The 20,014-nt window shown below is 69.6% G+C and carries 22 protein-coding genes; 10 read left to right on the top strand and 12 right to left on the bottom strand.

The window, feature by feature from the left end; all coding sequences use genetic code 11:
* Positions 1-5 precede the first annotated feature (5 nt).
* Both OS889_RS06005 and rnhA read right to left on the bottom strand, forming a co-directional pair.
* Positions 6-623: a DUF7108 domain-containing protein gene (locus OS889_RS06005; protein ID WP_372388190.1), complete on the bottom strand. Its 618-nt coding sequence runs from the start codon at positions 621-623 to the stop codon at positions 6-8.
* Entirely contained in the window at positions 616-1,212 is a 597-nt protein-coding gene (gene rnhA, locus OS889_RS06000) for a ribonuclease HI (RefSeq protein ID WP_372388188.1), read from the bottom strand. The genes OS889_RS06005 and rnhA overlap by 8 nt, the downstream gene beginning before the upstream one ends.
* Before the next feature lie 89 nt (positions 1,213-1,301).
* Here rnhA and OS889_RS05995 point away from each other — a divergent pair, with 89 nt between their 5' ends.
* Positions 1,302-2,285 (top strand): transcription initiation factor IIB, encoded by a 984-nt coding sequence (locus OS889_RS05995; RefSeq protein ID WP_372388186.1) that lies wholly within the window; start codon positions 1,302-1,304, stop codon positions 2,283-2,285.
* Between the two features lie 57 nt (positions 2,286-2,342).
* Here the strand turns inward: OS889_RS05995 and OS889_RS05990 are convergent, their stop codons facing one another.
* A complete protein-coding gene (locus OS889_RS05990; RefSeq protein ID WP_372388185.1) occupies positions 2,343-3,626 on the bottom strand; it encodes an MFS transporter in 1,284 nt (427 codons plus the stop codon).
* Between the two features lie 130 nt (positions 3,627-3,756).
* Here OS889_RS05990 and nreA point away from each other — a divergent pair, with 130 nt between their 5' ends.
* The 3 genes from nreA to OS889_RS05975 all read left to right on the top strand — a co-directional run bounded on the left by nreA (position 3,757) and on the right by OS889_RS05975 (position 6,058).
* On the top strand, positions 3,757-5,025 hold the full coding sequence (gene nreA, locus OS889_RS05985) for a DNA repair protein NreA (RefSeq protein WP_372388183.1): 1,269 nt from the start codon (positions 3,757-3,759) through the stop codon (positions 5,023-5,025).
* Positions 5,026-5,116: 91 nt separating this feature from the next.
* Positions 5,117-5,515, top strand: coding sequence for a TRAM domain-containing protein (locus OS889_RS05980; RefSeq protein WP_372388181.1), 399 nt, complete (start codon positions 5,117-5,119; stop codon positions 5,513-5,515).
* Positions 5,516-5,602: 87 nt separating this feature from the next.
* The gene (locus OS889_RS05975; protein ID WP_372388180.1) at positions 5,603-6,058 is read left to right on the top strand and encodes an SHOCT domain-containing protein; all 456 of its coding nucleotides are present in this window, start codon (positions 5,603-5,605) and stop codon (positions 6,056-6,058) included.
* Between the two features lie 37 nt (positions 6,059-6,095).
* Here OS889_RS05975 and OS889_RS05970 read toward each other — a convergent pair whose 3' ends face one another.
* Positions 6,096-7,823 carry a radical SAM protein gene (locus OS889_RS05970; RefSeq protein WP_372388178.1) on the bottom strand — a complete coding sequence of 576 codons (1,728 nt, stop codon included), beginning with the start codon at positions 7,821-7,823 and terminating at the stop codon, positions 6,096-6,098.
* Between the two features lie 133 nt (positions 7,824-7,956).
* Between OS889_RS05970 and OS889_RS05965 the strand changes: the two genes are divergently transcribed.
* From OS889_RS05965 to OS889_RS05955, 3 genes are all read left to right on the top strand, one after another.
* Positions 7,957-8,706, top strand: a complete 750-nt coding sequence (locus OS889_RS05965) for a CPBP family intramembrane glutamic endopeptidase (protein WP_372388176.1) — start codon at positions 7,957-7,959, stop codon at positions 8,704-8,706.
* Positions 8,707-8,795: 89 nt separating this feature from the next.
* Positions 8,796-9,449 carry a GNAT family N-acetyltransferase gene (locus OS889_RS05960; RefSeq protein WP_372388174.1) on the top strand — a complete coding sequence of 218 codons (654 nt, stop codon included), beginning with the start codon at positions 8,796-8,798 and terminating at the stop codon, positions 9,447-9,449.
* Positions 9,450-9,510: 61 nt separating this feature from the next.
* A complete protein-coding gene (locus OS889_RS05955) occupies positions 9,511-10,719 on the top strand; it encodes a 3-dehydroquinate synthase II (protein ID WP_372388172.1) in 1,209 nt (402 codons plus the stop codon).
* Here OS889_RS05955 and OS889_RS05950 read toward each other — a convergent pair whose 3' ends face one another.
* Together OS889_RS05950 and OS889_RS05945 are read right to left on the bottom strand one after the other, a co-directional pair.
* The gene (locus OS889_RS05950) at positions 10,720-11,136 is read right to left on the bottom strand and encodes a DUF7575 domain-containing protein (protein WP_372388170.1); all 417 of its coding nucleotides are present in this window, start codon (positions 11,134-11,136) and stop codon (positions 10,720-10,722) included. It lies immediately after the preceding gene.
* Positions 11,137-11,238: 102 nt separating this feature from the next.
* Positions 11,239-12,285 (bottom strand): transcription initiation factor IIB, encoded by a 1,047-nt coding sequence (locus OS889_RS05945; RefSeq protein ID WP_372388168.1) that lies wholly within the window; start codon positions 12,283-12,285, stop codon positions 11,239-11,241.
* Between the two features lie 243 nt (positions 12,286-12,528).
* On the opposite strand from OS889_RS05945, the gene OS889_RS05940 reads away from it, so the two are divergent.
* Together OS889_RS05940 and yjjX are read left to right on the top strand one after the other, a co-directional pair.
* A complete protein-coding gene (locus OS889_RS05940) occupies positions 12,529-13,320 on the top strand; it encodes a helical backbone metal receptor (RefSeq protein WP_372388166.1) in 792 nt (263 codons plus the stop codon).
* 79 nt (positions 13,321-13,399) lie between these two features.
* Entirely contained in the window at positions 13,400-13,912 is a 513-nt protein-coding gene (gene yjjX / locus OS889_RS05935) for an inosine/xanthosine triphosphatase (RefSeq protein ID WP_372388164.1), read from the top strand.
* Between the two features lies 1 nt (position 13,913).
* Here yjjX and OS889_RS05930 read toward each other — a convergent pair whose 3' ends face one another.
* Complete coding sequence (locus OS889_RS05930) at positions 13,914-15,845, bottom strand: flippase-like domain-containing protein (RefSeq protein ID WP_372388162.1); 1,932 nt, start codon at positions 15,843-15,845, stop codon at positions 13,914-13,916.
* Between the two features lie 193 nt (positions 15,846-16,038).
* Here OS889_RS05930 and OS889_RS05925 point away from each other — a divergent pair, with 193 nt between their 5' ends.
* Positions 16,039-16,284: a DUF7123 family protein gene (locus OS889_RS05925; RefSeq protein WP_372388160.1), complete on the top strand. Its 246-nt coding sequence runs from the start codon at positions 16,039-16,041 to the stop codon at positions 16,282-16,284.
* A 12-nt stretch (positions 16,285-16,296) separates the two neighbouring features.
* Here the strand turns inward: OS889_RS05925 and OS889_RS05920 are convergent, their stop codons facing one another.
* The 5 genes from OS889_RS05920 to OS889_RS05900 all read right to left on the bottom strand — a co-directional run bounded on the left by OS889_RS05920 (position 16,297) and on the right by OS889_RS05900 (position 19,651).
* The gene (locus OS889_RS05920; protein ID WP_372388159.1) at positions 16,297-16,917 is read right to left on the bottom strand and encodes a winged helix-turn-helix transcriptional regulator; all 621 of its coding nucleotides are present in this window, start codon (positions 16,915-16,917) and stop codon (positions 16,297-16,299) included.
* Between the two features lie 75 nt (positions 16,918-16,992).
* Positions 16,993-18,237 carry an SPFH domain-containing protein gene (locus OS889_RS05915; protein WP_372388157.1) on the bottom strand — a complete coding sequence of 415 codons (1,245 nt, stop codon included), beginning with the start codon at positions 18,235-18,237 and terminating at the stop codon, positions 16,993-16,995.
* A gap of 118 nt (positions 18,238-18,355) precedes the next feature.
* Entirely contained in the window at positions 18,356-18,694 is a 339-nt protein-coding gene (locus tag OS889_RS05910; protein ID WP_372388155.1) for an ArsR/SmtB family transcription factor, read from the bottom strand.
* 272 nt (positions 18,695-18,966) lie between these two features.
* Positions 18,967-19,278: a DUF7521 family protein gene (locus OS889_RS05905; protein WP_372388153.1), complete on the bottom strand. Its 312-nt coding sequence runs from the start codon at positions 19,276-19,278 to the stop codon at positions 18,967-18,969.
* Position 19,279: 1 nt separating this feature from the next.
* On the bottom strand, positions 19,280-19,651 hold the full coding sequence (locus OS889_RS05900) for an ArsR/SmtB family transcription factor (protein WP_372388151.1): 372 nt from the start codon (positions 19,649-19,651) through the stop codon (positions 19,280-19,282).
* Positions 19,652-20,014 lie beyond the last annotated feature (363 nt).

Below are 20,014 nucleotides of genomic sequence, written 5' to 3'. Positions count from 1 at the left end.
CGAACTCAGGCTCCGGGCACGTCGTCGAGGTCGGTCTCGGTCGCGAGACGGACGCTCTCGGCGACGATGGATTCCTGTTTTTTCGACGGCCACGCGTTGCGTGGGTAGTACTCCGTGAGGAACTCCTCGCGCTCGTCGCGGGTCGCGTCGTCCACCGCTTTCAGATAGTGATTGCCCATAAAGTCCGCGAACGCGCGGACGTTGGCGGCGTGGTCGGGGCCGTGTGCCGCCTCGATCGCGTCGACGATGGCCTCGTTCCGCTCTTCGATGGCGTCCCACTCGGCCCCGTGGTCGGGCCCCGACAGCGACACCTCGACCGCGCGGTCGGTGTCGTCGATCCGGTCGAACTGCACCGTTCCGTCCTCGACCCACTCCTCGGGGTAGAGGACGAGAGTGTCGTCCTCGTCGCGGACGCGCGCCGTAAAGTCGTGGTCGGCCACCAGATCGTCCCGGCGGTCGCGGTAGGCCTCCGCGGCGTCCTCCACGGCGGCCTCGTCGGCGAGCCGCGTCAGTCGCTCGGCCTCTTCGACGACGTCGTCGGGGACCTCGGCGTCGCCGTCGCCCTCGCTCCGCTCGCCGTCCGCGCTGTGCCGTCCGGTGTCGCCGTCGCTTCGTTCAGCCATCGTCGAGCGCCTCGTTCGCTAGTGAGTCGGCGCGGTCGTTTACCGCTCTCGGTACGTGCTCGATCGACCACCGGTCGAAGGTCTCCAGCAGTTCGCGCACGCGGACCCGCCGCTCCCGCAGTTCGGGGTTGTTGGTGTCGTACTCGCCCCTGACCTGCCGGACGATCAGCTGGGCGTCGCCGCGGACGTCGATCTCGTCGAAACCGTACTCCCGCGCGGCTTCGAGCGCGCGCTCCAGGGCCTCGTATTCGGCGCGGTTGTTCGTCGTCTCGCCGATCCGCTCGCCCCCCTCGGCGACGATACCGTCGCTCGTGACGAGCACCCAGCCGACCGCCGCCGGACCGGGATTCCCCCGGCTGGCGCCGTCGAAGTACACGTGCGCGCGGCCGCCCCGATCCTCGCGGAGCACGGCGAGGAGATCTGTCGGCCGCGACCCCTGCACGACGACCGTGTCGTCGTAGGCGACAGCGTTGGCGTCGCCGCGCTCGGCGCGCCACCGCTCGTGGTCGGTGTTGCCCGGTTCGACCTCGACGCCGGCGGCTTCCAGCCGCTCGCGGGCGACGTCGGGATCGAGATTGACGCTCGGCATACCGGACGAACTCGGCAGGGATGAAAGAAGCGTTCGGTCCGAATCAGCCGAGGGTTTAACTGTATCGAGATAGCGAATATAAAAATGCGATGACACGGCCCACCCGCCAGCGGGAACAGGACGCAGACAGGACGCGATGGCAGGGCGAACGTGAAGACGAGGCGGACGAAGCGGAAGACGACATCGACATCGAGGACATGGACGAGGAAGACCTCGTCCGGACGGGCGACGGCGAGTTGATCCACGAGCCCACGGGGATCGTCGTCGAGGAAGAGCAGATCGACCCCGGGCCGGAGTGGCGGGCGTTCAATCACTCCGAGCGGCAGGAAAAGTCCCGCGTCGGCGCGCCGACGACCCAGACGATGCACGACAAGGGGCTGACGACGACGATCGACTGGAAGGACAAAGACGCCTACGGCCGCTCGATCTCCTCGCGGAAGCGCTCGCAGATGCACCGCCTGCGGAAGTGGCAGGAGCGCATTCGCACGAAGGACGCGGGCGAGCGCAATCTCCAGTTCGCGCTCTCCGAGATCGACCGGATGGCCTCCGCCCTGGGCGTGCCGCGATCGGTACGGGAGGTCGCCTCGGTGATCTACCGACGCGCCCTCAACGAGGACCTGATCCGGGGTCGCTCGATCGAGGGCGTCGCCACCTCCGCGCTGTATGCCGCCTGCCGCAAGGAGGGTATTCCCCGCTCCCTGGAAGAGATCTCCGAGGTCTCCCGCGTCGAGCGCAAGGAGATCGGCCGGACCTACCGCTACATCTCCCAGGAGCTCGGCCTGGAGATGAAGCCGGTCGACCCGAAGAAGTACGTGCCCAGATTCTGCTCGGAGCTCGACCTCTCGAAGGAGGTCCAGTCGAAGGCCAACGAGATCATCGAGACGACCTCCGAGAAGGGCCTGCTGTCGGGGAAGTCGCCGACGGGCTTCGCCGCCGCGGCCATCTACGCGGCCTCGCTGTTGTGTAACGAGAAGAAGACCCAGCGCGAGGTCGCCGACGTCGCTCAGGTCACCGAGGTCACGATCCGAAATCGGTACCAAGAGCAGATCGAAGCGATGGGCATCCACAGTTAGGCGCCCGTTCTGTCGCGGTTTTTCCACCTACGAGCCGACGGCCACAGGAGAAGAATCTCAGTCGCTCGTCGGCGAACCCGACTCCGGTGCGGGAGCCGGCGGCTCGTGGGTCCCGAACTCCGGGTGGGTCTCTTCCATCCACAGGAGGACGACCGCGCCCGAGAGGAACATCAGTCCCGCCGTCAGGTAGAACGCGGCCTCGACGTACAGGAACTCCATCGAGAGCCCGATCAGGATCGCGCCGACGCCGTACCCGGAATCGCGCCACATCCGGTAGACGCCCATCCCGGCCGAGCGCCACGTCGGGTGCGCGGCGTCGCCCGGGACCGTCATCAGGTTCGGATACAGGAGCGCCATTCCGAGGCCCGAAAGGCCCGCGAGGAGCGCCCACGGGAGGTAGCCCTCGACGAGCGGCATCCCGAGCACGCCCGCGCCGGCGACGAACATCCCGACGATGACGGGCCAGCGGCGCCCGATGCGGTCGGCCAGGCCGCCCGTTCCGATCTGGAGGAAGTACATCGCGCTGTGGACGCCGACGACGACGCCGACGGCGTCGAGGCCGAGCCCGCGGCTCGTGAGGTACAGCGGGACGGCGATCCAGAACAGCGTGTCGACGAAGTTCTCGACGTGACCGGCCTGCGCCGCCGCGAACAGCGTCCGGTCGCCGTAGGTGGCGCGCTTCAGGACCGCGAGGAACGGGAGGTTCGCGTCGTGGTGGTCGTCGTCGCCCTCGGCTCGGGCGTACTGGACGGTCTCCCGAATCAGGACGACCGAGACGAGGAGCGCGACCACGACGACCGCCGCGAGGAAGTAGAACGGCGCCGGCCGGAGACCCGCCTGCGCGGCGATCACGCCGGTGACCCAGGCGCCGACGGCGACGCCGGTGTACCCGAACGCCTCGTCGATCCCCACGGCGAGGCCGCGCTGGTCGGGGCCCGCGAGGTCGATCTTGGCGTTGATGGCCATACTCCAGGTCAGCGCCTGATTGATCCCCAGGAGGACGTTGCCGACGGTGATCCACGCCCAGTTCGGCGCGTAGATCAGGATCGCCGGAAGCGGCAGCGCGGTCAGCCAGCCGGCCACGAGCACGGGCTTGCGGCCGTATTCCTCGCCCCACTTGCCGGCGTAGAGATTGAGCACGGACTTCACGAACCCGAAGGAGACCACGAACGAACCGATCACGAACAGCGACTCGACGCCGAGTGCGTCGCGGCCGAGAACGGGCACGACCGCGCGCTCGGATCCGATCGTCAGCCCCGTCGCGAACACGAGCAGGACGTGCAGCGAGAACTGCCCGAGATGTTCGCGGATGCCCTGCGTGAGGTCGCGTGCGTCGTCCATCTTGCTTAGTAATTCATATTCTGTGCAAGATACCTTTCGGTTCACGGTCGGGAAAGCGACCCCGGCACCGACGCTCGCGAGCGATCGCCACGCCGAAGCTTCATATTCGTCGCCGGCTCACGGTCAGGTAATGGACCTGGAGGAGTACGTCGACATCGAGCGCAACGAGCGGGCGGAGCGTCGACGGCTCGCCGAGGAGAAGTCCTACGACATCCTCGACCACCTCGAGACCTTCCAGGACCGCTTCGAGGAGACCGTCCAGGGCGACTCGCTGTACGGCGGCGTCTCGCCGTCGATCTTCGTCGGCACCTCCAATTATCCGAAGGTGTCGACGGGGCTGCTCTCGCCGGTCGGCCACGACGACGACGCCGAGCGCTTCGAGACCTCGGGGGCGTGGTACGACGAGGGCGTCTCCATCTCGGACGTCTTCGCGCGGCGGACCTCGCTTTTGAACTCCAACCGCGCCCAGGAGGTGACGAACGTCGCCGACTCCTGGAACGGATTTCTGGGGACACAGCGCGAGGTCGCGATCGCGGACCGCCCCGTGACCGTCGAGATCGGTCTCGACGAGAAGCCCGACGTCGACCTCGACGTCGGCGTCGAGGACGTCGCGACGCCCGTGGGGCCGCGCGCGCGAGCCCAGTCCGCGGAGCTGGCGGAGAACCCCCACGTGCCGCGACTCGTCGAGAAGACCCTGGAGGACGACGACTGGAACGCCCAGGGCGCGATGACCTACCTCTACCGGCGCGGCTTCGACGTCTACGACATCAACACGATCCTCTCGGCGGGCGCGCTCGGCCAGACCCAACAGCGCCGACTCGTCCCCACGCGGTGGTCGATCACCGCCGTCGACGACACCGTCGGCCAGTACCTCCGTGGCCGGATCCGGACGAACCCCGAGATCGGGAGCGTGGAGGTCCACCGCAACGAGTTCCTCGGCAACGCCTTCTGGGTGATCCTCGCGCCCGGCAAGTGGGAGTACGAGCTCGTCGAGATGAAGGCGCCCGGCAGCGTCTGGAACCCCGACCCCGAGGCGGGGATGTACCTCGCCGCCGACAGCGAGGGCCGCGAGGGGCGGACGGGCTACGTCGAGGAGACCGCGGGCGCGTACCACGCCGCCCGCCTGGGCGTCCTCGAACACCTCGACGATCGGGGGCGACAGGCCAAGGCGCTCGTCCTCCGGCACGTCTCCGAGGACTACTGGGGCCCGGTCGGCGTCTGGCAGGTGCGGGAGGCCGTCCGCGACGCCTTCGGCGAGGAGTACGGGACCGCAGAGACCTTCGGCGGGGCGGTCCGTGGCGTCGGAGAGCACCTGCCGATCTCGCTGGGCACCCTCCGGCGGAAGTCGACGATGGCGGCCGGGCTCCAGACGACCTTCGGCGACTTCGGCGGCGGCTGAGCCACGCGGCCGAAAACCGACCTGCGGGGCCGGTGTGACGGGCGGTACTACTTTAACGATTCACGGGAATGTACGACCGGAGGTCTATACGGTGGAAATCTCAGATAAGCTCCTGTGTCTGTTCAACGCGGACGTTCGCGCCGAAGAGGACCGATACGTGGTCGAAGTACCGAAGCGCGAGGTCGAGACCGGGTCGATCGATCCCGGCGAGACCTACCGCGTCGCTCTCATCTCTCGCTCGACCGAGTCCACGCCGGAGACGACAGAGACCGAGCGCCCCTCGTCGGAGCCCCAGCCCCCCGTCGAGCCCGGCGAACTGCGCTACGTCGAGATCGAGGACATCGGCAAGCAGGGCGACGGCATCGCCCGCGTCGAGCGCGGCTACGTCATCATCGTCCCCGACACCGAAGTCGGCGACCGCGTGAAGATCGAGGTCACGGAAGTGAAGTCGAACTTCGCGGTCGGCGAAGTGATCGAAGAGGAACTGTAACGGCGCCACTGCGTCCGGCCTCGTGCGTCGCGAACGCCGCTCTCGGCCGGAAAACAGTTTTGTGCGAGTGTCGACACTGCACCGAATATGCGCCCTCCACGCGACGCAACGCCGTCGAGCACGCTCGCCAGATACACGCCCGACAGCCGTCGGTGGCGGCGTCGGGTCGCCGCGGTCGCCGGCGTCGCCGCTCCCCTCTGTGCCTACGCCGCGGTGGCAATCATCTCGGGCGTAAAAACGGGGCTCGTGTACAACGCCCTCATCGCGCTGTTCGGAATCCTCGCGCTGACCCTCCCGGCCGTCGCTGCGGCGTCGCTCCTCGCGCCGCCATCCGGCCGGGAAACGAAAACGAGATCCGCCGGAAACGACGCCGTGGAGGCGCTCAAGCAGCGGTACGCCGCGGGAGAGATCTCCGACGAGGAGTTCGAGCGGCGGCTCGACACGCTCGTCCGGACCGAGAACGGCACCGTCGACGACCCGTCGGCCGGGGTCGAACACGCGGAGCGATCTCGGGGGACCGCGGTCGAGACGAACCGCGGGTAGGGCTTCGGCGAGATACGGCGCGGACGACGCCGACTCGTCAGTCCGCCCGTCGATCGACCGGATAGCCGCCGGTGAACGTCGCGAAGTCGATTTCGGGGGACGGAACCTCTGCGGCCGACTCGTAGGGCCGATTGACCACGATGTCGCCCGCCGTGCTGTCGCCGATCCCCGGAATCGCCGTGAGTTCGTCCATCGAGGCCGCGTTCGGATCCAGCGGGTAGGGAACGGCCGTCACCGACCGATAGCCGTGGTCGACGACCGCGGCGTCGATCGTCTGTCCTAATTCGCGCTCGCCCGGAACCCCGACCAAGAGCGGATACGTCCCCAGCTGCCGGCCGAACGTCCGGCCGTCCTGGTGGTATTCGAGGTGGACGTCGGGGAGGACGGTACCCACGGGCGCGAGGCGGCGCAGCATCGGCCGGTCGATCTCCTCGCGGACCTCGCGCTTGTACTGCTTGAAGCGTTTCTTGTGTTCGCGGGCGATGTCGGCGCCCTCGTCGGCCATCTCGGTCCCCTCGAAGGCCATCACCTGCCGGATGTTGATCCGGCGGACCATCAGGCCCGCGTCGTAGACGCGCTCCAGGAACTGCTTGTTGTGCTCGAAGGTCTCCGCGCGCTCGCCCTTCAGCCCGTGCAGGAGATTGATGCCGGGCAGCAGTTTGGGCAGGCGGTTCGCGGCGCCGTCGCCGTGGGTGGGCGCGTCGTCGGGGTCGTCGCCGGGACGCCAGCCGGCCTCCTCGTTGACGATCTCGATCGCCCGGAAGCACTCGTCGGCGGTGACGTTCAGGTGGTTCTTCTCTTGGACGACGGGATCGGCCGATTCCAAGCCGAAGGCGGCGGTGTCGCCGGGGGTGTTGTGCTCGGCGATGATCCGGATGCCCTCCCGCGCCTTCTCGGGCCACTTCACCACCGTGATCGGGTTCATATTGTCGAGGTGGAGCGTCCCGAGGTCGGGCGCGACCTCCCGGATGCCGCCGTACAGCTCCCGCAACGCCTCGGGATTGGGCGCCTCGCCGTCGCCGCCGTACGCGAGGATGTCGGCCTGGCGGCCGAGCCGGAAGTGCCGGACGCCGCGGTCGTAGAGGTTCCCCACCTCGCCGACGACCGACTCGGGCTGGCGGAACGAGGGGTCGCCGTACATCGGCTCGGTGCAGAACGAACAGCGGTAGGCACACCCTCTGGAGGTCTCCAGTTCGCAGATCAGGTAGTCCGGGTGATTGGGGTGCTGTTCGACGACGAACGCGCCCTTCTCGGCCCAGCGGTCCAGTTCGTCGGTGTCGCGGTAGCGGTTCTCGAAGCCCTCCAAGTCGTTTCGGACGAGGTCGTAGAGCGCGGCCTCGACATCGGCCATCGCGAGGAAGTCGTAGTCGAGGTCCTGGCGCTCCATCTCCTGGGCGCCGGCGTTCTCCTCGCCGACGCCGAAGCGGATCGGCCCGCCCATCACCGAGACGCCCTCGGCGGTCCAGGCCAGTTCCCGGACTTCGTCGGGCTCGGCGGGCGTCCCCCCGACGTACTTTCCGGGGACGGTCATCCCCCCGATGTAGACGAAGAGGTCGGCGTCGGCGACGTCGGCCCACTTGCCCCGGTCCTCGCGGAGCTCGTCGATCGTGTGGTAGGTGACGCGCTCCCGGCGGACGCCGGCGTCGACGAGCGCCCCGGCCGCATAGCGCGGATACGTGGAGATGTACGGCGGCACGCCGAAGTGCGCCGGCTCGTCGACGTAGCCGTCGACGAGCGTCACGGAGATGTCGGCCGGATCGGTCATAGCAGAGCAAAGACGACCGAGCGGTAAAACGCTCACTCTCCGGGACCGCCGGCGCCCGCGCGGTCCGGAGTCAATATGGACGTGATAGCCAACCGATAGATTCAGGGACCATCGTAGATACAGCCACGCCCGAATGAGCCCTCCGACCCTCGCCTCGCTACGGATTCCGGGGGATCGACTCCGACGGACGGCCGGCGCCTTCGAGACCGTCGGCTCCGCGTGGGCGCTCGCCGCGGTGGCGCCGATCGCGCTGACGGCGCTCGTCATCACGGCGGGCTACGTCGCGGCCGGCGGCGCCGATCCGGGGTTTCCGCCGCACTTCCCGACGCTCGTGTACGGCGTCGCGAACCTCGCGGTCGTCGGCGGCCTGTTCGTCGCGTTGGACTCGGCGCCGTTCGCGGCGGCCGCGCTCTTCCGGACGCCGTCCCGCCGCGAGATCGCCGCCGGAGCGGTGGCGACCGCCCTCGGCGTCTTCGTCGGGTGGCCCGCGACGACGATGCTTGCGGACGCGCTCGGCGTCGCGCGGTACGCGCCGGCGACGGTGACCACAGCCGCGGGAGCGCTCGCCGTGGGCTTCGGCGCGGTCGTGGTCGCGCCCGTCGCGGAGGAACTGCTGTACCGCGGCCTCCTCGTCGGCGTCGGGATCGAGCGGGGATACCGACCGCTCGTCGTCGGGGCCGCGTCGCTCACGGTGTTCGCCGTCGTCCACGTCTTCACCGCCGGAATCGCCGGCGTCCTCAACGCCGCGCTCCTCGGATCGCTGCTCACGTGGCTCCGCCTCCGCTTCGACAACCTCGTCGGCGCCTGGCTGTTCCACGCGCTGAACAACCTCCTCGAACTGCTGGTCGGACTCTCGCTCCTCCCGTCGCTGTACGCGCTCTGACGTCCCGCGGTCGGTGAGCGATCGGGAAGCGCGGGAGGCGAGAATCGCGAACCGCAAGAGCGGTTACGCTCGGCCGCCCTCGGAACAGTATGCGCGACGACGCTGATGGGCACGTTCGCCTCCGCCCCGCGACCCCCGACGACGCGGCCGCGGTCCGGCGGATCTACGCGCCCTACGTCCGCGACTCGCCGGCGACGTTCCGGACCGAGGTGCCTGCGGTCGCAGAGGTGCGAGCGAAGATCCGCGAGAAGCGCGACGCCGACGAGTATCCGTGGTACGTCGCCGTCGACGATGACGACGCAGAGAGTGACGCGGAAGATGACGAAAACGACCCGCGCGACGGGACGGGCGACAGCGAGGCCGAGTCGAGGATCGTCGGCTACGCCTACGGCAGCCAGCTCCGCGAGCGCCCGGCCTACCGGTGGGCCGTCGAGACGTCGGTCTACGTCGACCGCGAGGCCCACCGCTCCGGGATCGGGACGCGGCTCTACGACCGCCTGCTCGACACGCTCCGGCGACAGGGCTACTGCGCGGCCTACGCCGCGCTGGGGATGCCGAACCCCGAGAGCGAGGCGTTCCACGAGCGCCGCGGCTTCGAGCGCGTCGGCCGCTTCCCGGCCGCGGGGTTCAAGCTGGACGGCTGGCACGACGTCGTCTGGTACCACCGCCGGCTCCGGGAGCCCGAGGGCGAGCCGGCCGAACCGCGACCGGTCTCGGCTGTCGACGGGGCGTTCCGCGACTGACGCCGCGGCAAGCCTCCGCAGAGTCGCCACGTTCAAGCGCGCCGGCCGAGTTGGGCCGGTAATGACACGCAGCGTCTGGCTCAAGGCCGACGACACCGTCGGCGACTGGGAGACACGCAAGCGACGGATCACGGCCGGCCTCGAAGCCGGCGTGGACTGGGTGCTCGTCGACGAGGCCGACGTCGACCGCGTCCGCTCGCTCGGCGACGTCTCGGTGGCGGCGTTCCGCACCGACTCGGGCACCGCGCTGATCGACGATGTCGAGGAGGACACAGACGCCGACGAGACCCCCATCGACGACGTCGACGCCGAGGGCGAGGCCGACGCCTACATCGTGGGCAAGAAGGGCGAGGGCGACGGCACGGCGGACCTGCCGCCGGACTTCGCCGGGTCGGCGGACCTCACGACGCTCCGCCGCGAGGACGACCGCGCGCAGGGCGCCTACGTCCGGATCTTCTCGGAGGACTACGAGGCCTTCGCCGAGGAGGCCGCCCAGGACGCGGAGTACACCATCGTCGTCGGCGAGGACTGGACGATCATCCCCCTCGAAAATCTGATCGCGCGCATCGGCGAGGAGACCGACCTCATCGCGGGCGTGACGACCGCCGAGGAGGCAAAGACCGCCTTCGAGACGCTCGAACTCGGCGCCGACGGGGTGCTCTTGGACTCGGACGATCCCGACGAGATCAGAAAGACCGTCGAGATCCGCGACGAGGCCGAGCGCGAGACGCTCGACCTCCAGTGGGCCGAGGTGACCGCCGTCGAGCGCACCGGGATGGCCGACCGGGTCTGTGTGGACACCGGGAACCTGATGGAACACGACGAAGGGATGCTCGTCGGCAGCATGAGCCGCGGGCTGTTCTTCGTCCACGCCGAGACCGCCGAGTCGCCCTACGTCGCCTCGCGGCCGTTCCGCGTCAACGCCGGCGCGGTCCACGCCTACGTCCGGACACCCGACGGCGGCACGAAGTACCTCTCCGAGCTGAAGAGCGGCGACGAGGTCCAGGTCGTCGACAGCGAGGGGAAGACCCGCGAGGCCGTCGTCGGCCGCGTGAAGATCGAAAAGCGCCCGATGTTCCGGATCGAGGCCGAGGTCGACGGCGACCGCGTCGAGACCCTCCTGCAGAACGCCGAGACGATCAAGGTCCACACCCGCGAGGGGCGGAAGGCAGTCACCGACCTGGAAGCGGGCGACGAGGTGCGGCTCTACTACGAGCAGACCGCGCGACACTTCGGCGAGGCCGTCGAAGAGAGCATCATCGAGAAGTAACTACTCCGCTTCCCATTCGAGCCGCGTCGTACACCACGGACAGAAGTCGAGTTCGGGGTCGAGTTCGCCGCCGCAGGCGGGACACTGCGGCGCGTCCGCGGTCTGCGGGCCGCGGGCGGCGAGGCGGTAGGCATCGAGCGCGTTCAACAGCAGGAGCGCGAACACCGGCGCGGTGACCGCCGTCGGCAGCGAGGCCGGCTCGACGTTCGCGACGGCCGCGGGATCCGAGAGGCTGAGCGTCGCCGGGTCGACGAACACCGAGAGCAGCACGATCGTCGCGCCCACGACGACCGAGAACCAGGCGGCGGCGCGGCGCCACTGCCGGAGGTAGAGGTGGCCGGCGCCCGCGACGCCGACGCTGGCGCCGAGGACGGCGACGAGCGTCGCGATCAGGGCACGGCGTCGCGTGTGCGTCATATCAGTGGGCGACGAGGTGGGAGGTCTTAAAAGTGAACGTCCGGATCCGGTCCGGATCCGAAGTCGGGTACGTCGGCGGCGCTGCGAACTCGCGGCCGTCGATCAGGCCAGGCCGATGCTCTCTTCGGCTTCCAGAAGCTCGTGGTAGCGGTTGCGGATCGTGACCTCGGAGATGTCGGCGACGTCGCTGACGGCGGCCTGGGTCGTCTTCTCGTTCGTCAGCAGGGCCGCGGCGTAGACGGCGGCGGCGGCGAGGCCGACCGGCGACTTGCCGGAGTGGACGCCCTTCTCCTTGGCGTTCTTCAGGAGCTGGCGCGCGCGGAGCTTCGCCTCGTCGGAGAGGCCCAGTTCGGAGGCGAACCGCGGGACGTACTGCTCGGGGTCGGCGGGCTTGACCTCTAAGGAGAGTTCCCGGGCGATGTAGCGGTAGGTCCGGGCGACCTCGCTCTTGGGGACGCGGGAGACCTCCGCGATTTCGTCGAGCGAGCGGGGAACGCCCGCCATCCGGGCCGCGGCATAGACACACGAGGTGGCGACGCCCTCGATGGAGCGGCCGGGCAGCAGGTCCTCGTCGAGCGCGCGGCGGTAGATGACCGACGCGGTCTCCCGAACGTTCTCGGGGAGACCCAGTGCCGAGGCCATCCGGTCGATCTCGCCGAGCGCCTGCTTGAGGTTTCGCTCCTTCGAGTCGCGGGTGCGGAACCGCTCGTTCCACTTGCGGAGCCGCTGCATCTTCTGGCGCTGATTCGACGACAGGGAGTTGCCGTAGGCGTCCTTGTCGCGCCAGTCGATGTTGGTCGACAGCCCCTTGTCGTGCATCGTGTTCGTCGTCGGCGCGCCGACGCGGGACTTCTGGTCTTTCTCCTTGGCGTCGAAGGCGCGCCACTCGGGGCCGCGGTCGACCGAGTCCTCGGTGATCACGAGGCCGCAGTCGTCACAGACGGTCTCGCCGTGTTCGTCGTCGGCGACGACGTTGCCGCCGCACTCCGGGCAGGTGAGCTCTTCGTCTTCGGATTCCTCTTCGACCTCTTCTTCCTCGTCGGGACGGACCCAGCGCTGGCCGGCCGAGCTGCCGTCTCGTCCCTCGTTCGTTCGCGATTCGTCTCTCGTTCTCGCGTTCACGCGAGTGTAGGTACTCTGCTCGCTCATCGGTGTCGCGACGAATGCCCCGTGCCAGGGATCAGTACGAAGGCCCGGAGCGGTCCGTACCAACTCCACCGACGGAGATTATAAAAAGCGTTCGGAATCGTCTGCCCGAACGGCGCGCACAGCCCCTCCCGAGGCATCCCAGAAAAACGACCATGATAATTTATATACCACCGGGACCGGAGCGGGCTCCCGGCCCCGCGGCCGTCCGCAACGCACTTGCGCGTCGGCCCCGCTCGAACGGATATGGTGCCGTCCGAAGCGGCCGGCCGAAGAGAGGCGCACACGGATGCCGTCGGCGCACCCGAGCGCATCGTCTCGCTCGCGCCCAGCACGACGGCGTCCCTGACGGCGATGGGCGCCGACGAGGCGGTCGTCGGCGTGACCGCCCACTGCGACCTCGACCGCCCGGTCGTCGGGGGGTGGCTGAACCCCGACTACGACCGGCTGGCCGATCTCGATCCCGACGTCGTCTGCACCGCCGACGGGCTCCAGCGCGAGGTCCGCGACGAACTCCAGGACCGCGGCTACGACGTCTGCCACGTCGAGCCCGACACGCTCGCGGCGGTGGTCGACTCCGTCGAGGCGCTCGGGCGGGCGGTCGGCCGGCCCGAGGCGGGGAGCGCGCTCGCGACGGAACTGCGCGACCGGATCGACGCCGTCCGGAGCCGCGTCCCCGAACGCGGGAGCGACGCCTGGCCCGTGGTCTACTGTGAAGAGTGGGGCGACCCGCCGATGGCCGCCGGCAATTGGGTCCCCGACGCGGTCGCGGCCGCGGGCGGCCGCTACCCCTTCTGCGAGCCGGGAGAACGGTCACAAGAAGTGACGAGAGCGCGGGTCGCGGGCGCCGATCCCGACCACGTCGTCGTCCACCACTGCGGCCACGGCGATCGGGTCGACCCTGACGTCCTCGCTGAGCGCGGCTGGGACGTCGACGCGCCGGTCCACGTGTTCGACGACGACCTCCTGAATCAGCCGAGCCCCGCCCTCGTCGACGGCATCGAGCGGCTCGCGACGGTGCTCCACGGCGACGGCTGAGGGCGAGCAAAGGGAGGCCAGCAGCCCGCCGGACTGCGAAAGCGACACGCGTATACTCCACGCCGCACCACCCGTCGGTATGCGAATCGGAGTCGGCAGCGGGAACCCCGTGAAGCGCGACGCGACGGCCCGGGTCTTCCCGGACGCGACCGTCGAGGCGGAGCCGGTCCCCTCCGGCGTCTCCGAGCAGCCGACGGGCCGCGAGGAGACCCGCCGGGGTGCGGAGAACCGAGCCGCGGCGGTCCTCGACGCCGGCGGCTACGACCTCGGCGTGGGGATCGAAGGCGGCGTGGCCGGCGTAGAAGAGGGAGACGGCGAGCCCGCGTTCCTCGTGATGAGGGCCGTCATCGACGACGGCGACCGGCGGGGCATCGGTGCGGGTCCGAGTCTCCCGCTCCCGGACTCGATCGCCGAGCGCGTCCGCGCGGGCGAGGAACTGGGACCGGTGATGGACGACGTCCTCGGCGAGTCCGACGTCGCGAGGAAGCAGGGCGCCGCGGGCGCGTTCACCGGCGGCGCGATGACCCGGACCGACGCGCTGGCGTCGGCCGTCACCGCGGCCGCGAGCCCGTTCCTGAGCGACCTGTACTAACCTAATCGAGTTCGGGCGCCTCCTCGCCGTGCTCGCGGACCTCGCGGGTCTCTTCGACCGCGGTCGTCAGCGAGACGTTGAGCCCGAGCATCGAGGCGTAGCCGCCGATCACGGTGACGAGGTTCTTCACCGCGTGATCGAGCACGGCCGCCCCGAGCGCCAGCTCGGCCGACAGCGGCGTCAGTCCGACGACGAGGAGGGTGAAGGCGCCCTCGTAGAGCCCGACGCCGCCGGGCGAGAGGGGCAGCACCTTCGCGAGGTTGCCGACGCTGACCGCGAAGAAGCTCACCGCGACGAGCTCGACGAGCGGGAGCTCCGGCTGAAACGCCGCGAGCACGAGGAGCGCGGTCACGACGTCGAGCGTCCAGACGGCCACGCTCGCCGCGCCGACCCGCGAGAAGCCGCGGCGCGTCCCCGCGACGGTCTGGAGGTCGTCGACGAACCGGCCGACCACGCCCGCGACGAAGTCCGCGTAGGAGTCCGTGCTCACCCGGTAGACGAGCGCGCGGACGAAGTCGCGGTCGCTCCGCGCCGAGAGCGCGATCCCGACGACGGCCGCCAGCGCGACGAGACCGACGCCGAGCGCGACGATGACGGCGACGCGGCCGGCGCCCTCCGCGCCCGTGATCGTCCGGGCGAGCTCCGCGGTCTGGCCGGTCGCGGTGTAGCCGATGAGGACGACGCCCGCCATCGAGGTGATCGTCAGCAGGTCGAAGACGCGTTCGGCCGCCAGCGACGCGAACCCCGAGGGGTACGGGATCCCGCGGCGCGCCTTCACCACGTACGCCCGGATGAGGTCGCCCGCCCGCGCCGGGAACACGAGGTTCCCGGTCTGGCTGATGAACACCGCGCCGGTCAGGAACCCCACCCGCTCGTGGTAGCCCAACTCCGCGAGGATGTCGCGGTAGCGGTAGCCCCGGAGCGGCCACGAGAGGACGTAGATCACCGCAGCGGCGCCGACGAGCGCGAGGTCGGCGTCGCCCACCTCGGTGAGCACGGTCTCGAAGTCGATGTACTGCGTCATCAACACCAGCGCGACGAGGGCCAAGACCGCGCCCGCGACGATGCCGACGCGGCGGGAGAGCCGCGGGCGGACCGACAGCTGCCAGAACGTGCGGACGATCTGGCTGCCCATCCCGAAGACGTCGCGGACGAGGTCGACCTTCGTGTCGCCCTTCGGCGTCCACTCGACGGGGAACTCCGCGACCGCGAACCCGCGGCGCTGGGCGCGGACGAGCATCTCGGTGTCCCAGAACCAGTGGTCGTCTTCGACCTCGGTCTTGAGGTCGTCGAACGCCTCCCGGCTGAAGGCCTTGAAGCCGCACTGGTGGTCGCGGAGGTCCGACCGGAGCAGCGTCCGCACGAGGCCGTTGTACACCCGACTCGGGACCCCGCGCTTCGGCGGCCGGTCGGCGACGTTGCCGGGGATCCAGCGCGAGCCGGTCGCGACGTCGGCCTCGTCCGAGCGGACGCGCTCGATCAGCTCTTCGAGGTGGCGCATATCGGTCGCGAGGTCGGTGTCGAAGTACACCAACACGTCGCCGTCGGCCGCCTCGAAGGCGCGTTCGAGCGCGCCGCCGCGCCCCAGTCGCTCGTCGCTGTGGAAGTGGCGGACGCGGTCGTCCTCGGCGGCGAGGCGGTCGGCGATCTCGGGCGTGCGGTCCGCACAGCCGTCTTCGGCGACGATGACCTCGAACGACCCCGGCGCCAGGAACGACGCGAGCGTCCGCAGGGTCGTCTCGACCGTGGCCTCGATCGTGTCGGCCTCGTTGTACGCCGGCAGGACGACGCTCACCGAGACCGCTTCCGGCCCGCCGCGATCGGCCGCGACATCGCCGTCCGCGGCATCGCCTCCGTCGGCGCGCACGCCGCTCTCTGTGGCGTGAGGCCGCGGAGCTGAGTCGCGTCCGGAGCCGTCGCGGGGACCGTCCATTGGTGGCTTCTGGCCGTGCAGCGGGTATGAACTTTCTGCCTCGGATCGGCTCCGAATCCGTGTTAGGCGACCGTACCGACGGGCGCCCGAAGGCGGAACGAAACGGGCGACCGATCCGTCGAAACCGCATCACAGCGCGGGGTTAAGCGACCGTACCAAACCCCTCATAGGCCGAGCGGGTGTACTGGTGGGTATGAGCGCGACAGCCGCCGCGAGCCCGGCCGCGAACCTCAACGAAAAGCAGGATCGGATCCTCGGATACCTGCGAGCGAACGTGGACGAGCGGACCTACTTCAAATCGCGCCTGATCGCCGAGGACCTAGAGCTCTCCGCGAAGGAGGTCGGCGCGAATATGCGGGCGATCCTCGACAGCGACGTCGGCCTGACGATCGAGAAGTGGGGCTACTCCTCGGGGACGACCTGGAAGGTGACACGGTGAGCGGCGCCGACGTCAGGGGTCGTACCGCACGAGCGAGTCGGTCTCGCCCGCCAGCGCGACCGCGTCGGCGCCGAACGAGTCGGCGTACCTGACGACGAGCACGAGCAGCGTCTCCGGGCGCTCGACGGCGTAGCCGTCCTCCCGGGAGAGCAATCCGGCCTCGTCGAGTTCGCGGGCGTAGCCACTCACGGTCGCCCGCGAGACGTCGAGGTGGGCCGCCAGGTCCGCGCCCGTGGCGTCCGGGTTCCGGAGGAGTTCGATGAGCATCCCGCGGGGGGTCCGCCGCCGGAGGTACCCGAGCGCGGTCTGTTCGAACGCCGAGAAGCGACCGGCGGGGAAGAAGCGCTTGTAGTCGCCGTCGCGGCGGGAGTCGAGGACCCCCTCTTCGACCAGATTCCGGAGGTGGTGTTGGGTCTCGCCCGTTCCCAGCTGGAGGTCGTCGCGGATCTTCGAGAAGTGGGCGCCGGGCGCGGAGGCGACGAAGCCGACGATGGCGTCGCGGGCGTCGCTCGTGGTCTCCGAGTCCGCGGCCGCGGTGCCGGATGCCAGCCCGGCGAGCGGCGAGGCCGCTCCGAGCGCCGCAAAGCGCCTGAGCGTCGCCCGCTTTTCCTCGTCGACCTCCCGGTTGGGCATCGAGTCGGTTGATGAAGGGGAGATGCGGACAAAAGCGCTTCGTTCGGGGCGATAGCGACGGGATCGCCGGTCCGGCTACTCCGTCTCGCGCTCGACGGCCGGCTCCTCGGACGACTCGTCCGCCGCGTCGTCGGGCTCCGCCGAGGGCGACCCCGACTCCGCGGCCTCGGCGTCGGCCTCGGCGACGACCTCGTCGGGGTCCTTGATCGACGGCTCCTCGACGGTGCCGGCCTCCTGGATCACCGCATCGGCGTCCTTGAAGTCGGTCCCGGCGCCCTGCTTGATCGCCTCGGCCTCCTGTTCGAGCTCTTCGACGTCCATCTCGGTCGCCTGGTCGATCTGGCCGAGGATCTCCTCGATGTCGTCCAGCCCGAGCAGTTCGCGCGTCTCCTCGTCGAAGTCGAGGCTGTCGAGGCCCGCCTGTTCCTGGACGTCGGAGTCGGTCAGCTGCCGGCCGTAGCGGCCCAGGAGGCTGGTGAGCTCCTGCGGCAGGACGAACGTCGTCGACTCGCCCTGGCCGATCGTCTCCAGGCTCTCCATTCCCTTCTCGATGATCGCGCGCTCGCCCATCGATTCGGCGGACTTCGCGCGGAGGACCGTCGAGATGGCGTCGCCCTGTGCTTCGAGGATCTGGCTCTGCTTTTCGCCCTGCGCCCGGATGATGTTCGACTGCTTTTCACCCTCGGCCTGCTCGACGGCGGAGCGCCGTTCGCCCTGGGCTTCGAGGATCATCGCGCGGCGGCGACGCTCGGCCGACGTCTGCTGTTCCATCGCCTGCTGGACGTCCTGGGAGGGGTTCACCTCGCGGACCTCGACGCTCTCGACGCGGACGCCCCACTCGTCTGTGGGCTCGTCGAGCTCGCGGCGGATCCGGCCGTTGATCTCCTGGCGCTTGTTGAGCGTGTCGTCGAGCTCCATGTCGCCGATGACCGCCCGCAGCGTGGTCTGGGCGAGGTTCGAGACCGCGCGCTTGTAGTCGTCGACTTCGAGGAACGCCTTCTTGGCGTCCATCACCTTGATGTAGACCACGGCGTCGGCGGTCACGGGGGAGTTGTCGCGGGTGATCGCCTCCTGACGCGGGACGTCGAGCGTCTGGGTCCGCATATCGAAGGCGTACGTCCGCGAGACGAACGGCGGGATGAAGTTGATCCCCGGTTCCAGGAGTTTCCGGTACTCGCCGAAGACCGTCAGCGCCTTCTTCTCGTAGGCGTCGACGATCTCGACCATCTGGTAGACGGTGACGATCGCGAGGAGGAGCACGAGGATCCCGATCGTCGGGATCCCGATGCCGAGTTGGAGTAACGCGGGACCGAGTGCCATAGCCGAACTTGGGAGGTGGCGGTGATAAGCGTTGGCCCGGGCCGGTCGCCGGCCGACGGCGGCCGTCCGAACAGCCGTCGCCGGTCGTTTTGGGGGCCGTAGGTCTCGATCCGGTCGACTACCGGGACTCGAACCGGAGCACGAGCCGATCGACCAGCAGGCCGTAGACCGTCATCTCGCGGCCCTTCTCGGAGTACCACGTGTCGACGGGCTCGACGAACCCGGCCTCGCGGAGGCGCCCGACGTGGTAGCGCGCGTTCTGGAGCGACGTGTCGGCCGCCTCGGCGATCTCGGAGACCGGCTTCGGCCCCGCGTCGAGGGCACAGAGGACCGCCTGCGCCGTCTCCGAGGCCAGGACCGAAAGCACCGCACCCGAGCCGGTCCCGTCGACGACGACCTCGGTGCGGTCCGGCGCGGGGCGCTCGACCGAGCCGTGGGCAGGTAACAGGCTTGACATCGCCTCACGCTACCGACGCCGGCGTCTCGCGGCGCTCGGTCCGTCGGTCGCGTCTCGACCTCACGCTGGGGGCAAGCTGTCGGTTCCGAGAGCCGCGCGGCACGTCGTTCGGGTCTCGAATCGAATCCATCGTACACCCCACTGCGTATCGGACCACAAAGAGACCCAGCGCGGAGTTTCTCAGTCTGAAGTTACCCCCGACTAGCGGAGGTACCGTGATCGTCGGTCCGGGCCGCCGACGGTGCCGGCCCGGGAATCGCGGGCGCGGCGCGTCACTTCCGAGCGTGGAGCGAGTAGGCGATGAGGAGGACGCCGAGGAACTGCAGGGTCCGCGTCACGAGTGTCAGTGGACGCTGGTACCGGAGGTCGAGATAGCCCTCCCGGAGGAGCACGGAGCCGACGAAGGCGATGCTGAACGCGACGGTCGTGAGCAGGAGCAGCCCCAGCGAGAGCGCTCGCATCGTCCGGCTGTCGTGGCGGCGATACCCGCGGTAGGCCTGATAGCCCACGTAGCCGCCGACGAGCGTGGACCCGAGCGCGAGCGCGACGATCAGCCAGTCGACGAGCGCGGACAGCCCGAGCATATCAGAGGTTCTCCCACATTTTCCTGAATCGGTCCGCGGTGTCTGACTCCCGTTCGCCGGGGAACGACGCCGGCTCGCGTCGGGTCACGTCGGCCTCGAAGCGCCCCTCCTCCAGTTCGATCGAGAGCTCCGAGAGCGTGGCCGCGTAGACGCCGTAGTGGTTCCCGTCGCTTCGGACCTCCGTGCGCTCTTCGAGGAGGTCGTGCTCTCTGAGCCGCTCGACCCGCCGGTACACCGTCGGTTCGGACATCTCACATTCGTCGGCGAGCTGCTGTGCGGACATTGGTTTGACACTCGTTGCGGCGAGGATCGCCCGGGCGTAGTCGTCGCTGAGGATGTCGAGAATGTCGCCGGGGTCCGGGTCCTCGCTCACGCGTCGACCGGAGGACCGCCGCCCGAATAAATACCGCCCCGGACTTCCGACTCTGAAGTTCCACCACGCAGTCGTCGGAGCCACCCGCGGCGGGCCGATTTGGGGAGGGCTGCCCGCGCAGACGGCGGGCCGGGAGTCGAGCGTCGGTGCCGGGGCACGGAGGGAGCCCGGCGGAGGGATCGAGAGCACGTCAGCGGGGCCGCGGTAGCGACCGCGGCGGCGACGACGGACGGCGGCGGGGACGTGAGCGGGGCGGCACCTCGCGCCCGCAGCGCGTGTCCATCGCGTTCGACGGAAGAGCCCGAGAGATAATATAACGGCAGCCGCAGTTTCCGGGTCAGAAAACGCCGTCGCGCGCCGGGC

It is taken from the genome of Halobellus sp. MBLA0158 (genome assembly GCF_041477585.1).
GTDB lineage: Archaea > Halobacteriota > Halobacteria > Halobacteriales > Haloferacaceae > Haloquadratum > Haloquadratum rubicundus.
Note: the sequence above shows the minus strand (reverse complement) of the source record. Positions and strands in the feature narration are given on the sequence as shown.